Below are 15,102 nucleotides of genomic sequence, written 5' to 3'. Positions count from 1 at the left end.
CCGTCGCGTCACACCCCGGCCCGGTCGCCACTCACGTGACAGTCGGCGAGATGGTCGTCCACCATCCCGGTCGCCTGCATCAGCGCGTAGGCGGTGGTGGGGCCGACGAAGCGGAAGCCACGCTTCTTGAGCGCCTTGGCCATCGCCGTCGACTCCGGGGTGATCGCGGGCACCTCGCCGAACGAGCCGGGTCGCGCGGCCCGGGGCGGCGGCGCGTAGGACCAGAGCAACGCGGAGAGCCCTTCGGGCAGCTCCAGGGCGGCCCGGGCGTTGGCGATCGCCGCCTCGACCTTGGCCCGGTTGCGGACGATCCCGGCGTCCGCCATCAGCCGGGCGACGTCGGCCTCGCCGTAGCCGGCCACCGTCTCGATCCGGAACCCGTCGAAGGCGAGCCGGAACGCGGGGCGCTTGCGCAGGATGGTCAGCCAGGACAGGCCGGACTGGAACGCCTCCAGGGTGAGCCGCTCGTAGAGCGCGTCGTCGCCGCGCAGCGGCCGCCCCCACTCGTCGTCGTGGTAGACGGCGTAGTCGGGGGTGCTCGCTCCCCACGCGCAGCGGGCCAGTCCGTCGGCCCCGATCACCAGGTCAGTCACGCCCTACACGGTAGGTCAGCCCACCGACAGGCTGCCGGCGCGCGGGCGCCGGTCCCGACAGGTTGATTCAGCCGGTCGGGGTGGGCCTCAGGGCAGGCGGCCCTGTTCGACCAGGCGGGCGAACTTCTTCAACGCCTGGGTCAGGCTGAACTTCGAGCCGGGCCAGAGCACCGGCCAGGCGACCCGGCCCGCCGCGCCGCCCGGCAGGTGGAACCACTCGTGCCAGACCACCTGCGTCCGGTCCCGGTCCATCGGGGTGCAGCGCAGGACCCCCGGGCCACGCAGCAGCTTGCCGCAGTGGACCACCCCGACCTCGTACGGGGCGTCGACCCGCACCACCCGCATCTCGTCCCGCAGCACGGCCGGCCCCAGCGCGGTGACCGCCTCGACCAGGCTGCCCTCGCCGCCGTCGCCCTCGACCACGCGGACCGTGGTGAGCGGGATCCAGTCCGACTGCCGCTCCCACGCGGTCAGCGCCGCGAAGACCCGCTCGGCCGGCGCGTCGACGATCACCGTCGCGGTGACCTCGGCCGCGCCGCGCCGGGCCGCCTCGGCGAAGTCGGCCGAGCCCTCCGCGCCGGTCACGCCGACTCCGACCGGACCACCGGACCGCGTTCCCGGTCGTCGGCACCGGCGGCCGGCACGCTCCCGGCGGACGGTCCGGTGATGATCCCGTCGCCGGGCGAGGTGGTGTCCTCGACGGCCGCGGCGGCCGGAGCCTCCGCCACGCCCGCCTCGGCCGGGGCGACCCCGGCACCGGTCTCCGGCTCGACGCCGGATCCGGGCGCGGGCGCCGAGAGGTCGATGGTCACCGGCCCGGCGGTCGTCGGATCGGCCGTGGACGGGGCGGGCTCGGAGCTGGTCGCCGCGGCCTCCTCGCGGGCCCGGCGCAGCGCGTCGGCCTCCTCGGTGCGCCCCTCCCGCAGCGCCGCGTTCTCGGCCTCCAGCACGCCGATCAGCTCGGACTTGTAGCCGATGTCGTACGCGGCCCGTCGCATCGCCGCGTCGACCTGGGCCATCCGGTAACCGCGCAGCGCGGTGTCGAAACGGACCTCGCTCACGTCGGACTCGTCGAGCGGTCGGGTGCCGGGCAGGGGCACGGCCCGCCCGTCGGGCTCGGTCGGGACCAGGCCCGGATCACGCCCGGAGACCAGCACCGTCACCCCGAGCACCACCGCCGCGACGGTCAGCGCGACCACCAGAAGGAGCAGAACCTGACCCATGCAGAGATCGTGGCATGCGGGCCGGGATCGGGCGAGCCCTCCGCCACCTCCGACTCGGAAACGCCGCACTCCCCCCGAGCGGGGCGACCACGGAACGGGCCGGTGGGACCAGCGGAGGGCGGGGGCTCCGGACCGGATAGCGTCGGGTCGGCCCGCGACGACGGCCACCCGGGGCGGGGAGACGAGGAGGCGGGCATGACGGGAGCGCTACGGCTCGGTAGGCGGACCTTCGCTCCCGGCGAGCTGGTGGTGATGGCGATCGTCAACCGGACACCGGACTCGTTCTTCGACCGGGGCGCCACCTTCGCCGAGGACAGCGCGCTGCGCGCGGTGGAGCGGGCGGTGACCGAGGGCGCGGAGATCATCGACATCGGCGGGGTGAAGGCCGGCCCTGGCGACGAGGTGGACGTGGCCGAGGAGATCCGCCGGACGGTGGACACCATCGCCGCGGTCCGAACCGCCTTCCCGGACGTCGTCGTCTCGATCGACACCTGGCGGGCCGAGGTGGCGGTGGAGGCGGTCGCGGCCGGCGCGGACCTGCTCAACGACACCTGGTCGGGGGCGGACCCGGCGCTGGCCCGGGTCGCCGCGGCGACCGGCGCGGGGCTGGTCTGCTCGCACGCCGGCGGGTTGGCCCCGCGTACGCGGCCGCACCGGGCGGCCTTCGACGACGTGGTGGCGGACGTGGTCGGCACGGTCACCGGGCTGGCCGAGCGGGCGGTGGGACTGGGGGTGCGGCGGGACGGCATCCTGATCGACCCGGCGCACGACTTCGGCAAGAACACCCGGCACTCGTTGGAGATCACCCGCCGGCTGGGCGAGCTGACCGACACCGGGTGGCCGCTGCTGGTGGCGCTGTCGAACAAGGACTTCATCGGCGAGACGCTGGACCTGCCGGTGCCCGAGCGGCTGGAGGGGACGTTGGCCGCCACCGCGGTCTCGGCGTGGCTGGGGGCCCGGGTGTTCCGGGCCCACCAGGTGCGTCAGACCCGCCGGGTGTTGGACATGGTGGCCTCGATCCGGGGCGACCGGCCCCCGGCGGCGACGCGGCGCGGGCTGGCCTAGGGTCAGGTCCAGCGCAGGACGCCGCGCCGCCAGGCGTAGAGGATCCCGAGCGCCACGATCGCGACGAAGACGCCCATCTCCACCACGGTGGTCGCCCCGAACCCGGGCCGATCGAAGACCAGCGCCCAGGGGAAGAGGAAGACCGCCTCGACCGCGAAGAGCACGTAGAGGTAGGCGTAGACGTAGTAGCGGATCTGCATCTGGGCCCAGTCGCCGCCGACCGGGTCGAGACCGCACTCGTACGTGGCCCGCTTGCCCCACGGCTCGGCCGGCCGGCGGGGACGTAACACCCGGTTGGCCGAGAACGCCGTGACGAAGAAGAGCACGGCGGCGAGCAGCAGCAGACCGAGTGTGGCGTACGAGCCGAGATATCCGGTCACGAGCGGAGCGTACCGGTCCCGTCCAGACGTCCCGGACACGTTACGAATTCGTTTCCTGACGGGACTAGTGCCGGATGGCAACTGTCGCCGAATAATGAGACCTCGCTGAAACGTCCGGAGGACAGATGACCCGCCCCCGCGTTCGACCCGCTCGGCGGGTCGCGCACCGCCGTACCCTCGCGCTGTTCGCTCCCGCGCTGCTCGCCGCGGCCGCGACGGTCGTGGCGGTGGCGCCGGGGTGGGCCGTGGCCTCCCCCTCCCCGTTGGCCGGCGTGGTCCACGTGGCGGAACCCGGCGATCCGGGTGATCCGGACGGTCCGGGCGGCGAGCCCGGTGGCGACCCGACCGAGCCGACCACGCCGACCGACGATCCGACCACCACCGCGCCGGAGCCGACCACCGCGCCCCCGACCGAGGAGGCCCCGGCGCCCACCACGCCGCCGGCGCCGACCACCACCGCCCCGACGGCGCCGACCACGGCCCCGGTCGTGCCGGCGCCGACCACCACGGCGCCCACCACCACCGCGCCCGCGCCTCCGCCCGTGGTGCCGCCGGTCCAGCCCCCGCCTCCGCCGCCGACCCAGCCGGCCGGCGGTCCGCTGGGCGTGCAGGTCTCCACCGACGACGTGGTGCTGACCCCGGACTACTGGAACGCCGACAGCACGGTGACCACGCTGCGGGTGACGGTGACCAACACCGGCGGACGGGCGGAGCAGATCAGCCTCGGTTACAGCCTGCCGCCCGGCCTGACCGACGCCGGCACGCCGGGCTGCGCCCCCGCCGGCGGCGGCAACCACCGGTGCGGGCAGTGGGCCGCCGCGCCGGGCGCGCGGTTCAGCGCGACCATCCGGGTACGCGTCGGCGCGGACGCCTGGCGGGCCATGCCGCTGAGCGGCGTGGTCCAGGTGACCGCCGTCGCGCCCGGGGCCGAAGGGGCGGCGTACGACGACGAGGGCTTCGCGGTGCTGTTCCCGCCCGGGCCCCCGGTGCCGGGCATCTCGCTGCGGGCCGACGAGGTGCTCTTCGACATCAGTGGCGCGCCGAGCACGCTGACCGTCCGGCTCGGCAACACCGGCGAGGTGGACGCCACCGGCCGGGTGGAGGTGCTGCTGCCGGCCGGGGTGACCGTCGGGGCTGGCGACACCGGCTGCGCCGCGGTGGCGCCGGACCGGACGCGGTGCGAGCTGGGCAGCCTGCCCTCGGGCCGGACCGCCACCCTGCGGCTGCCGGTGACCGCCTCGCCGGAGGCGCAGCGGATGGCGCCGCTCGCCGGCGCGGTGATCGCCCGGCTGGACCCGCGCAGCGGGCGGGACCGGCAGGTGCAGATGAGCTTCCGGATCAGCGCGGCGGCGGCGCAGGCCACGCCGGCGGCCGGCGCGCCCACCCCCACCGGGTCGCAGGGCGTGCTGGCCGCGGAGAGCCGGGCCGACGACGACGAGTCGTCGGTGCAGCGCACCGCGATCGCCCTGATCGCCGTGTCCGGGTTGCTGGTCGTGCTGGCGCTGGCCCTGGCCACGCGCTCGCTGCGACGTCGCAGCGAGATCGGCGCGCCCGACCCGGCCGGGCCGTCGACCGCGGAGCGGTGAGACGAATCCGGTGGTGATCTGAATTACGGCCGGCGGTACTAAACGCTGCAAAGCGGGGCATACACCGGCCCGTTCGGGTCCCACACGTCGGACCTCCACCAAGGTGGCCCTAACCGGGCGACGTAGGCTCTGACGTGAGAAACGGAGCGGGCCGCGCCGGTGAGGGCGACGGCGCTCAGCGAAGCGAGGTGCGGGCGTGACCAAGCAGATCCGTCAACTGGACCGGGTGGTCATTCGGTTCGCCGGCGATTCCGGCGACGGCATGCAGCTCACCGGCGACCGGTTCACCTCGGAGACGGCGCAGCTGGGCAACGACATCTCCACGTTGCCCAACTTCCCGGCCGAGATCCGCGCCCCCGCCGGCACGCTGCCGGGTGTGTCGAGCTTCCAGGTGCACTTCGCCGACTACGACATCCTGACGCCGGGCGACGCGCCGAACGTGCTGGTGGCGATGAACCCGGCCGCGTTGAAGGCGAACCTGGCCGACCTGCCGCGCGGGGCGGACATCATCGTCAACACCGACGAGTTCACCCGGCGCAACCTGGCCAAGGTCGGCTACGCGACCAGCCCGTTGGACGACGACTCGCTCGCCGGCTACGCGGTGCACCCGGTCGCGCTCACCTCGATGACGATCGGCGCGCTGGCCGCGCACGACGTGTCCAAGAAGGACGCCGAGCGGGCCAAGAACATGTTCGCGCTCGGGTTGCTGAGCTGGATGTACTCCCGCCCGTACGAGTCGACGCTGCGGTTCCTGGAGCGCAAGTTCGCGGCCCGCCCCGAGCTGGTGACGGCGAACGTGGCCGCGTTCCGGGCCGGCTGGAACTTCGGCGAGACCACCGAGGACTTCTCGGTCCGGTACGAGGTCAAGCCGGCGAAGATGCTGCCGGGCACCTACCGCAACATCACCGGCAACGCGGCCCTGTCGCTGGGCCTGGTGGCCGCCGGGGTGCGCTCCGGGCTGCCGGTGTTCCTCGGCGCCTACCCGATCACCCCGGCCTCGGACATCCTGCACGAGCTGAGCAAGCACAAGAAGTTCGGCGTGGTCACCATGCAGGCCGAGGACGAGATCGCCGCGGTCGGCGCGGCGCTGGGCGCGTCGTACGGCGGCGCGCTCGGCATCACCACCACCAGCGGCCCGGGCGTGGCGCTCAAGAGCGAGACGATCTCCCTGGCGGTGGCGTTGGAGCTGCCGCTGGTCATCGTCGACGTGCAGCGGGCCGGGCCGTCCACCGGCATGCCCACCAAGACCGAGCAGGCCGACCTGAACATGGCCCTGTACGGCCGGCACGGTGAGGCGCCGGTCGCGGTGGTGGCGCCGAAGTCGCCGTCGGACTGCTTCCACGCGGCGCTGGAGGCGGCCCGGATCGCACTCACCTACCGCACGCCGGTGATCCTGCTCTCCGACAACTACGTGGCCAACGGCTCCGAGCCGTGGCTGCTGCCGGATGTGGAGTCCCTGCCCGACCTGCGGGTCGAGTTCGCCACCGAGCCCAACGGCGAGGACGGCACCAGCTTCCTGCCGTACCTGCGGGACCCGCAGACGCTGGCCCGCCCGTGGGCGGTGCCCGGCACCCCGGGCCTGGAGCACCGGATCGGCGGCCTGGAGAAGGCCGACAAGACCGGCGACATCTCGTACGACCCGGCGAACCACGACTTCATGGTGCGGACCCGGGCGGCCCGGATCGAGACCATCCCGGTGCCCGACGTCGAGGTGGAGGACCCGGACGGCGACGCCCGGGTGCTGGTGCTGGGTTGGGGCTCGACGTACGGGCCGATCGGCGCCGCCTGCCGGGGTCTGCGCCAGCGCGGGCTGTCGGTGGCCCAGGCGCACCTGCGTCACCTGGCCCCGATGCCGGCCAATCTCGGCGAGGTGCTGCGCTCCTACGACCGGGTGGTCGTCCCCGAGATGAACCTCGGCCAGCTCGCCCACGTGATCCGGGCGAAGTACCTGGTCGACGCGATCGGCTACAACCAGGTCCGTGGCCTGCCGTTCACCGCCGCGGAGCTGGAGACGATGCTGGAAGAGGTCCTGAAGAATGTCTGAGCCCGTCGCCCTGAAGCTCACCGCCAAGGACTTCAAGTCCGACCAGGAGGTGCGCTGGTGCCCCGGTTGCGGCGACTACGCCATCCTGGCCGCCGTGCAGGGCTTCATGCCGGAGCTGAACATCGCCCGGGAGAACATCGTCTTCGTCTCGGGCATCGGCTGCTCGTCGCGCTTCCCGTACTACATGAACACGTACGGGATGCACTCGATCCACGGCCGCGCCCCGGCGATCGCCACCGGCCTGTCGGTGTCCCGGCCGGACCTGTCGGTCTGGGTGGTCACCGGTGACGGCGACGCGCTCTCCATCGGCGGCAACCACCTGATCCACGCGCTGCGCCGCAACGTCAACCTGAAGATCCTGCTGTTCAACAACCGGATCTACGGCCTCACCAAGGGTCAGTACTCGCCCACCTCCGAGGTCGGCAAGATCACCAAGTCGACCCCGGCCGGGTCGGCGGACGCCCCGTTCAACCCGCTGTCGCTGGCGTTGGGCGCCGAGGCCACGTTCGTGGCCCGGACCATCGACTCGGACCGCAAGCACCTCCAGTCGGTGCTGCGGGCCGCGGCCGAGCACCAGGGCTCGGCGTTCGTGGAGATCTACCAGAACTGCAACATCTTCAACGACGGCGCGTTCGACCCGCTCAAGGAGCCGGCCACCCGGGACGACTTCCTGATCCGGCTGGAGCACGGGCAGCCGATCACGTTCGGCAAGGACGGGCAGTTCTGCGTCGTCCACCCGCCGGGCGGCTTCGGGCTGGAGGTCCGGGAGACCTCGGCCACCCCGGCCGAGGAGATCGTCGTGCACGACGCCACGGTCGCCGACCCGGCGTACGCGTTCGCGCTGTCCCGCCTGCCCGGGCTCGACCTGCGCAACACCCCGATCGGCGTGTTCCGGTCGGTGGGCCGCCCGTCCTACGACAGCGTGGTGCAGGAGCAGGTCGCCGCGGCGCGCGCCACTGTCGACCAGACCCCGGAGCAGCAGCTCTCCGCGCTGCTCGGCAGCGGCGACACCTGGACCATCCTCTGACCGGTCATTGACCCGCCGACGCCGAAGGGCGGGCCGTTCCCCCGCGGAACGGCCCGCCCTTTGGCGTGGAGGCACCCGGTCAGGCCGCCGCCGCGGCGGGCACCCACAGCTCGTCGACCGCCCGCTCGGCGGCCGCCAGGCTCTGCTCGTGCAGCGGGATCAGCTCGGCCATGGCCGGGTTGACCGGGGCCAGGGTCAGCTCGGCGGAGATGAACCGCGGCTCCAGGCCGGTCATCGAGATGCCGTGCGGAAGCCACGGCTCGGCGTGGTCCCAGCCCTCCTTCGGGCTTCCCGCGCCGTAGCCGCCGCCCCGGCTGACCAGGACCACGAACTCGCGACCGCCGAGCAGCCCGGCCCGGGTCGCCGGGTCGTACGCGATGCCGGGGGCGATCAGGTGGTCGACCCAGGACTTCACCACGCTCGGTGCGCCGTAGTTGTAGAGCGGCAGTCCCAGCAGGATCGTGTCGGCCCGGGTCACCTCCCCCACCAGCTCCTCGGTCAGCTGCCAGGAGGCGCGCTGCTCGGGCGTGTGCTGGTCCGGCGGCACCATCCGGGCGAGACCGCCAGCGGCGTCGAGGTGCGGCACCGGGCTCTGCCCGAGGTCCCGGTAGGTGACCGTGCCGCCGGGGTGGGCGGCGCGCCAGGCGGCCGCCGCGCGGGCGGTGAGGCGCCGGCTGACCGACCGCTCGCCGGTGATGCTCGAGTCGATGTGCAACAGGTGTGCCATTGGTTGTTCCCCCTCCATGGATCGTTCGTGTAGGACCAACCATTTATAGCAGGGCGATGTTCCGTGGGCCGCGTAAACTGGGTCACATGTCCGCCGTGCCCACCGACGAGTCGGAGCGCCGATCCGGGCCGCTGCTGCAGCACCTGGCCCGCCGGATGCGGCTGCGCTCCGAGTCGGTGCTGGCGCCGCTGGGCCTGCGCCCCCGGCACCTGGTCGCGCTCACCGTGCTACGCGACTCGGGCGGCATCAGCCAGCAGGGGCTGGCCGCCACGCTCCAGATCGACGGCACGAACGTGGTCGGGCTGCTCAACGACCTGGAGGCGGACGAACTGGTCGAGCGCCGTCGCTCCCCGGAGGACCGCCGCCGGCACGTGGTCAGCCTCACCGAGGTGGGCGTGAAGCGGCTGCGCGAGGCCGAGTGCGCGCTCGCCGGCGCGGAGGAGGAGGTGCTCGGCGCGCTGGCGCCGGGCGAGCGGGACCTGCTCTACGAGCTGCTGCGACGGGCCAGCCAGGGTCGATCGTCGTCCTGCGCCGAGGTGGTCGCGGAAGGTGGGCCGGACGCCTGCTGACCGCAGGCGGTGCCGCGGCCCGGCGGGGCCGGACACGACCGGCCCGGCGGCCGGCTCAGACGGTGGTGGTCGGCTGCGGCCGGTCGTCCCGGACGTGGACCAGCATGTCGCCGGTCTCGATCGTCGCTGCGGCACGATCGTTCAGCGTGACCACCTTGCCGCGGCGCACCAGCGCGATCACCAGCGACTCCAGCTCACGCGGCGAACGGCCCACCTCGCTGCGCTCGGCCGAGCGCATCGCGAGCGCCATGCCCTGACCCGGGGTGAGCAGGTCCTCCACCACGTCGATCAGCGGCGGGGCCGAGGTGGAGAGGCCGAGCAGCCGACCGGCGGTGGCCGACGACACGATCACGTGGTGCGCCCCGCTCTGCTTGAGCAGCGGCGCGTTCTCCGCCTCCCGGACCGCCGCGATGATCCGCACCTGACCGGCGGTGAGCTGCCGGACGGTCAACGCCACGAGCACCGAAGCGTCGTCGCTGTCGGTCGCGATGATGACCGCCTTGGCGGTGCGGATGTGCGCCTCCTCCAGCACCGACGAGCGGGTCGCCGAGCCCTCGATGGTGACCAGCCCGTTCGAGGTGGCCTGACGCAGGGCCGGCCCGCTCCGCTCGACCACCACGATCTTGGACTTGTCCGCCCCGTTCTCCAACAGCGCGGAGACCGCGCTGCGGCCCTTGGTGCCGTACCCGCAGATGATGACGTGGTCCTTCACGGTTCTCCTCCACCGCGACAGGCGACGGCCGGTCCGGTACTGCTCGGTCAGGACTTCCAGGGTGGTGCCGACCAGGATGATCAGGAAGAGCACCCGGGCGGGGGTGACGAACAGGACGTTGATCAGGCGGGCCGACGGGCTGGACGGGGCGATGTCGCCGTAACCGGTGGTGGAGAGCGACACCACCACGTAGTAGAAGCAGTCGAGGAGGGTCAGGCCGTCCCCGTTGACGTCGCGGTAGCCGTCGCGGTCGAGCCAGACCACGAAGACGGTGGCGAGGACCAACCCCAGGGCGGCGAGCAGGCGCAGACTCAGCGCGCTCAGCGGCCCCCGCCGTTGCGCGGGAAAATGGATCACCGTCGGTCCCGCTCCGCCACCGTCGCCTGCACGCCCTCAAGATAGCGGGTACGGCCCGAACCGGCCGGCCGGGCCAGGGGACCGGCCCCCGCCGCACGAGCGGTAAGGATCTCGTCACATTCATCGACGTGCCGCTGGGCAAGACTCGTACGCACCGATAGTGACGAGGGGGAGTCGGATGCGTACACGTGCGGCACTGACCACGCTGGCCGTGGTCCTCGGGACGGCCCTGGCCGGCGCGTCACCCGCCACGGCGGGTCGACCCGGGGACCGCCCGCCGGAGACGTCCCGGCCCACGCGGCCGAAACCCACGCCCGTCCCGTCACCGACCGTCTCCCCCCGGCCGACCGCCTCGCCGACGCCCACCGTGCGGCCCACGCCGACGGTGTCCCCCTCGCCCACCGCGCGCCCGACGCCGACCGCCTCGCCGTCGCCGTCCGGCACGCCGGCCCCCACCGCACCGGCGCCGATGCCGACGGCGAAGCGGACCGCCGACGTGCTGCCGGGGCTGGACGACAACTGGAGCACCACGGCCTACGACGTCAACTCGGCCGGGGTGGTGGTCGGGTCGGCGGAGCTGGCCAGCGGCTACTGGCACGCGGTGCGCTGGGTGGACGGGCGGATCGAGGACCTGGGCACGCTCGGCGGGCTGAACAGTCAGGCCGAGGCGATCGACGAGCGGGGGCGCATCGTGGGCTTCGCCCAGGCCGCCGACGGCACCGCCCACGCCGTGGCCTGGGTGGACGGGAAGATCCAGGATCTCGGGTTGACCGGCGGCATCTTCTCCGCCGCGAGCGACACGGCCGGGGACCGGATCGTCGGCGTCTACCACGTGACCGACGGCTTCGCCGGGCGACGGGCCTTCGTCCGGACCGGGAACACCGAGGTCACGATCGACGCGCCGCCGGGTGCGAGCGCCGCCGCGGTCAACGAGGCCGGCACGGTCACCGGCACCTACGGCTTCAAGGACTGGACCGACCCTCCGTTCGTCAACCAGGCGTTCGTCTGGCGCGACGGCGTCCTCCGGTCGCTCGGCACGCTCGGCGGGCCCACCAGCGTCGCGAACGGCATCAACGATCTCGGTCAGGTGGTCGGCACGAGCTGGACCGCGGACGGCCAGTTCGCCGCGTTCTTCTGGGACGGTGCGACGATGCGCCGGCTGGCCACCAGCTCGGCCTCCCCGACGGCACAGTCGGTGAACGACTCCGGGCTGGTGATCGGCACCGACGGCACCGACAGCCGGGCGATGATCTGGCCGTCGCCGACCGCGAGCTCGCAGTTGCTGCCGTTGCCGGACGGTGCGGTGAGCAGCGTCGCGATCAACGTCAACGACGCCGGTCTCGTCGTCGGGCAGGCGAACTACGTCTCGCCGAGCTGGCACGGTCGAGCGGTCGTCTGGCGGTGACCGGAACCGGTCCGGTCGGCACCACGGGGGCCGACCGGGCCGGTCCGACCGACCGGGACAGGGCATGATGGGTGGCGTCGGCGAACGGCGACCGCGAGGAGGCCGGCATGTCGTTGCTGCGACGGGTGATCGGCGGGGTGCTCCGGCGGATCCGCCTGCGTCAGGGCCGCACGCTGCGCGAGGTGGCCCAGGCCGCCGGGGTCTCCCTGCCCTACCTCTCCGAGGTCGAGCGCGGCCGCAAGGAGGCGTCCTCCGAGGTGCTGGCCGCGATCTGCCGGGCGCTCGGGATCCACCTCGCCGATCTGCTGGAGGAGGCGCGCGACGAGCTGCGCCGGGAGCGGCCCACGCCGGTCGGCACCGCCATTCCGCTGGCCCGCCTCGACCGCGCGCCGGCCACCCGCACCGGCCCGCACCTGCGGGTCGGCCCGCCCCGGCTGTCCGTCACCCGCCGGCCCACCACGTCGCCCCGGAGCTCGGTGGCCCACCGGCCGACGGTCTCGCTCCGCCCGCCGGTCGTCCGTCGGCCGGTCACCGCCACGCCCCTGCTCGGTGGCGCGCGGCGCCCCATGGAGCTCGGGCCGAGGCCGGTCGGCCCCGCCCTCGACGCCACCACGCCGATCGGGTTCGGCGGCGGCATCCGGATCTGGCCGGCCCCCTCCGCCCCGACCGTCCGCCCGCGCCCGCGTACCTCGCCGGCGGTGGCCCGGCAGCGGGCCCGAGCCGGCCGGCGGCGCGCGGTCGCCGCGTAGCTTCTGCCCAGGGCGAATCTGCCCCGGGCAGAAAGCCTGGGCCGCGGGGGTGCGCCCGACGGACGCTGGAGACCGCCGGCTCGCCGGGCGGTTCCCCGCCCACCGGCGGCACGGAGGTGGGCGGTCATGGGTGGTGGCATCTGGATGCTGGACGAGGGGCAGCCGGCCTTCGGTGACCGGGTCTTCGAACGGCTGCTGAAGGAACGGATCATCTTCCTCGGCACCGAGGTCACCGACGCCTCGGCCAACCAGATCTGCGCGCAGATCCTGCTCCTCGCGGCGGAGGACCCTGAGCGGGACATCTTCCTCTACATCAACTCGCCGGGCGGCTCGGTCAGCGCCGGCATGGCCGTCTACGACACCATGCGGTACGTCAACAACGACGTGGCCACGCTGGCGCTGGGGATGGCCGGGTCGATGGGGCAGTTCCTGCTCTGCGCCGGGGCCGCGGGCAAGCGGTTCGCGCTGCCGCACGCGCGGATCATGATGCACCAGCCCTCCGGCGGGATGGGCGGCACGGCGGCCGACATCACCATCCAGGCCGAGAACATGCTGCACGTGAAGCGCACGATGCAGGAGCTGATCGCGGAACACAGCGGGCACACGCTGGAGGAGATCCAGCGGGACTGGGACCGGGACCGCTGGTTCACCGCCGAGGAGGCCCGCGACTACGGCCTCGTCGACCAGGTGCTCTCCCGCGTCGACCAGCTCGCCGCGTGAGCCGGACGGCCCGGCCGGTCGCGCCGGCCGGGCCGTCCGCCACGGTCAGGGGTAGCTGACCACCGGGCTGGTGCCGTAGGTGCCGACCACCGGGGTGCCGACCTCGTTGATCGTCCGCTCGATCCCGCCGCTGCCGTTCAGGAACACGGTGATCGCGTCGTGGAACCGCACGCCGGCCCGGCGAGGCGCCTCGATCGCCCGGTCGCAGCGGATGTCCACGCCCTGGTTGAAGTACGCGTAGACGCCGAGCCCCCACGCCTCGTGCGCGCGGACGTGGTCGGCCACCTTGTAGGAGGCCCAGCCGTTGCCGGTGGGGCTGCGCCAGGCCGCCTGGCTCGGCGGGTCGTAGGGCAGCTCGCTCTGGTAGAACACGGTCCGCCCGCGCTCGCCGTTCCAGATCGTCTGCCAGCGCTGGTAGTGCTCGACGAAGAGCCCGTACGCGGTCACGTCGTCGCCGTTGACGACCACACCGGTGGCCGCGGTGTTCACGGTCCAGCCGATGGTGCCCGGCCGGCCGTGGTCGCCCCGCCAGGCCCAGATGTTGTCGATCAGCGTGTGCCGGCTGTTGACGACCAGGCTGGTCACCGCGCGCCCGGCGTACGGGCCGCCGATGCGGAAGAAGACGTCCTGGAGCGAGATCGGATTCGTGGCGTGCGACCGGTGGCAGTGCCGTCCACCGACCTCGACCAGCACCTCCGACTCGACCGGCCCGGCGTCCACCAGCACCCCGGCGATGCGAACCCCGTCGACGTCCTCGATCCGCAGGGCCGCGTCGCCGCCGGTCGGCACGAGGCTCGGCATGCCGAGGCCGAGCACGACGGTGTTCGGCCGGCGGACCCGCAGCGCCCGGTCCAGGTGGTAGACGCCGGGGGTGAGCAGCAGGTGCCGGCCCCGGGCGAGTTCGGTGTTGATCCGTCGGGCGGAATCGGTGGGCCGGGCGAGGTAGAAGTCGGACAGCGGCAGCGAGGGCACCGGCGCGCCACCGGCACCCCAGGTGGTGCCCGCGGTGTCCCGGCGCAGGCGGGGCACGGCGACGCGCCAGCGGCCCGCGCCGTCGACGAAGAGGTACGGCTTCTCCCGGGTCACCGGGCTGGTCGGCAGCGTGGTGTACGGCGGGTCGGGAAAGCCCTGCGCCGGTGCGCCGACCACACCGGAGAAGACCTGGTTCCAGACTCCGTTGGTCCAGTCGCCGCCGAGTTCGCTGTCCCGGGTGAGCCACTGCTGCTGGGATCCGTTGATGGTGATCCCGTCCACCCTGGAGTCGGCGATGTAGCCGCCGCTGGAGTAGCCGCCGTTGCCGGGCTCCAGCCACAGCACGCCCTTGATGTGCACCCGGCGCATCGGGGACGCCTGCGAGACGGCCCACTGGTTCGACCAGTCGGTGGGGCTCACGGCGAGGTTCTCCGCCGAGCGCCAGAAGTTGGTCAGCGCGGAGATGCCGGCGGGTGAGTTCGGGTCGGGCTGCCCGATCACCCGGACCGCGCCGTGGATCTCCACGTCGTCCGGGTGCGCGCCGAGCCCGGCGACGGTCGTGTAGTAGCCGAGCCGGGCGTCCACCTCGTAGCGGCCGGGCTTGAACAGCACGGCGTAGCGGTCGAAGCCCATCTCGTTGTGCTCCTGGGCGGTGAAGATCTGGTCCAGGGTGGACTGGATCTCCGCGACCGGCGTGCTCGGGTCGAAGACGCGCACATGGGGCCCGAAGTCGGGCTCCCGGGGCGGGCGTGCCGGCGGGGACGCGACGGCGGCGCCGGCCGGGAGGCCGAGGGCGGTGAGCGAGGCCGCCGAGGCGGCGAGCGTGAGGAAACGGCGGCGGGAGGGGTCGGGTGATCGCATCTGCCTGCCTGTTCGGTGAGGGTGGGGAGAGCGCTCTCTGGCCGTTCCTACCTCATCGCCGTCGATCCCGCCAGAGCCCGCCGGTTCCGGAACCGGGAAGGACCTCGGCGCC

15 protein-coding genes are annotated in these 15,102 nt (G+C 73.5%); 8 read left to right on the top strand and 7 right to left on the bottom strand.

What is annotated here, in order from left to right:
- Positions 1-8: 8 nt before the first annotated feature.
- The 3 genes from O7600_RS22215 to O7600_RS22205 all read right to left on the bottom strand — a co-directional run bounded on the left by O7600_RS22215 (position 9) and on the right by O7600_RS22205 (position 1,816).
- Positions 9-593 (bottom strand): DNA-3-methyladenine glycosylase I, encoded by a 585-nt coding sequence (locus tag O7600_RS22215; protein WP_091582747.1) that lies wholly within the window; start codon positions 591-593, stop codon positions 9-11.
- A gap of 87 nt (positions 594-680) precedes the next feature.
- Complete coding sequence (locus O7600_RS22210; protein ID WP_099162702.1) at positions 681-1,178, bottom strand: SRPBCC family protein; 498 nt, start codon at positions 1,176-1,178, stop codon at positions 681-683.
- On the bottom strand, positions 1,175-1,816 hold the full coding sequence (locus O7600_RS22205; protein ID WP_281590279.1) for a DivIVA domain-containing protein: 642 nt from the start codon (positions 1,814-1,816) through the stop codon (positions 1,175-1,177). Before O7600_RS22205 ends, O7600_RS22210 begins: the two co-directional genes overlap by 4 nt.
- A gap of 195 nt (positions 1,817-2,011) precedes the next feature.
- Between O7600_RS22205 and folP the strand changes: the two genes are divergently transcribed.
- Positions 2,012-2,881 carry a dihydropteroate synthase gene (gene folP / locus O7600_RS22200; RefSeq protein WP_281590277.1) on the top strand — a complete coding sequence of 290 codons (870 nt, stop codon included), beginning with the start codon at positions 2,012-2,014 and terminating at the stop codon, positions 2,879-2,881.
- 2 nt (positions 2,882-2,883) lie between these two features.
- Here the strand turns inward: folP and O7600_RS22195 are convergent, their stop codons facing one another.
- Positions 2,884-3,261: an NADH-quinone oxidoreductase subunit A gene (locus O7600_RS22195; protein ID WP_098743819.1), complete on the bottom strand. Its 378-nt coding sequence runs from the start codon at positions 3,259-3,261 to the stop codon at positions 2,884-2,886.
- A 125-nt stretch (positions 3,262-3,386) separates the two neighbouring features.
- Between O7600_RS22195 and O7600_RS22190 the strand changes: the two genes are divergently transcribed.
- The 3 genes from O7600_RS22190 to O7600_RS22180 all read left to right on the top strand — a co-directional run bounded on the left by O7600_RS22190 (position 3,387) and on the right by O7600_RS22180 (position 7,918).
- Positions 3,387-4,847 (top strand): hypothetical protein, encoded by a 1,461-nt coding sequence (locus tag O7600_RS22190; RefSeq protein WP_281590274.1) that lies wholly within the window; start codon positions 3,387-3,389, stop codon positions 4,845-4,847.
- 196 nt (positions 4,848-5,043) lie between these two features.
- Complete coding sequence (locus tag O7600_RS22185) at positions 5,044-6,891, top strand: 2-oxoacid:acceptor oxidoreductase subunit alpha (RefSeq protein ID WP_281590272.1); 1,848 nt, start codon at positions 5,044-5,046, stop codon at positions 6,889-6,891.
- Positions 6,884-7,918, top strand: coding sequence for a 2-oxoacid:ferredoxin oxidoreductase subunit beta (locus O7600_RS22180; RefSeq protein ID WP_281590270.1), 1,035 nt, complete (start codon positions 6,884-6,886; stop codon positions 7,916-7,918). Before O7600_RS22185 ends, O7600_RS22180 begins: the two co-directional genes overlap by 8 nt.
- Before the next feature lie 79 nt (positions 7,919-7,997).
- Here the strand turns inward: O7600_RS22180 and O7600_RS22175 are convergent, their stop codons facing one another.
- Positions 7,998-8,645 (bottom strand): NAD(P)H-dependent oxidoreductase, encoded by a 648-nt coding sequence (locus O7600_RS22175; protein ID WP_099162706.1) that lies wholly within the window; start codon positions 8,643-8,645, stop codon positions 7,998-8,000.
- An 86-nt stretch (positions 8,646-8,731) separates the two neighbouring features.
- Between O7600_RS22175 and O7600_RS22170 the strand changes: the two genes are divergently transcribed.
- Positions 8,732-9,214 (top strand): MarR family winged helix-turn-helix transcriptional regulator, encoded by a 483-nt coding sequence (locus tag O7600_RS22170; RefSeq protein ID WP_281590267.1) that lies wholly within the window; start codon positions 8,732-8,734, stop codon positions 9,212-9,214.
- Between the two features lie 55 nt (positions 9,215-9,269).
- Here O7600_RS22170 and O7600_RS22165 read toward each other — a convergent pair whose 3' ends face one another.
- A complete protein-coding gene (locus O7600_RS22165; RefSeq protein ID WP_281590265.1) occupies positions 9,270-10,283 on the bottom strand; it encodes a potassium channel family protein in 1,014 nt (337 codons plus the stop codon).
- Positions 10,284-10,461: 178 nt separating this feature from the next.
- Here O7600_RS22165 and O7600_RS22160 point away from each other — a divergent pair, with 178 nt between their 5' ends.
- The 3 genes from O7600_RS22160 to O7600_RS22150 all read left to right on the top strand — a co-directional run bounded on the left by O7600_RS22160 (position 10,462) and on the right by O7600_RS22150 (position 13,157).
- The gene (locus tag O7600_RS22160; RefSeq protein WP_281590263.1) at positions 10,462-11,688 is read left to right on the top strand and encodes a hypothetical protein; all 1,227 of its coding nucleotides are present in this window, start codon (positions 10,462-10,464) and stop codon (positions 11,686-11,688) included.
- 107 nt (positions 11,689-11,795) lie between these two features.
- Complete coding sequence (locus O7600_RS22155; RefSeq protein WP_281590261.1) at positions 11,796-12,437, top strand: helix-turn-helix transcriptional regulator; 642 nt, start codon at positions 11,796-11,798, stop codon at positions 12,435-12,437.
- Positions 12,438-12,563: 126 nt separating this feature from the next.
- Entirely contained in the window at positions 12,564-13,157 is a 594-nt protein-coding gene (locus O7600_RS22150; RefSeq protein ID WP_091582790.1) for an ATP-dependent Clp protease proteolytic subunit, read from the top strand.
- Positions 13,158-13,202: 45 nt separating this feature from the next.
- Here the strand turns inward: O7600_RS22150 and O7600_RS22145 are convergent, their stop codons facing one another.
- Positions 13,203-14,990, bottom strand: a complete 1,788-nt coding sequence (locus O7600_RS22145) for an adenylyl cyclase (RefSeq protein ID WP_281590258.1) — start codon at positions 14,988-14,990, stop codon at positions 13,203-13,205.
- Positions 14,991-15,102 lie beyond the last annotated feature (112 nt).

The sequence above is a fragment of the Micromonospora sp. WMMA1998 genome (assembly GCF_027497375.1).
GTDB lineage: Bacteria > Actinomycetota > Actinomycetes > Mycobacteriales > Micromonosporaceae > Micromonospora > Micromonospora sediminicola.
Note: the sequence above shows the minus strand (reverse complement) of the source record. Positions and strands in the feature narration are given on the sequence as shown.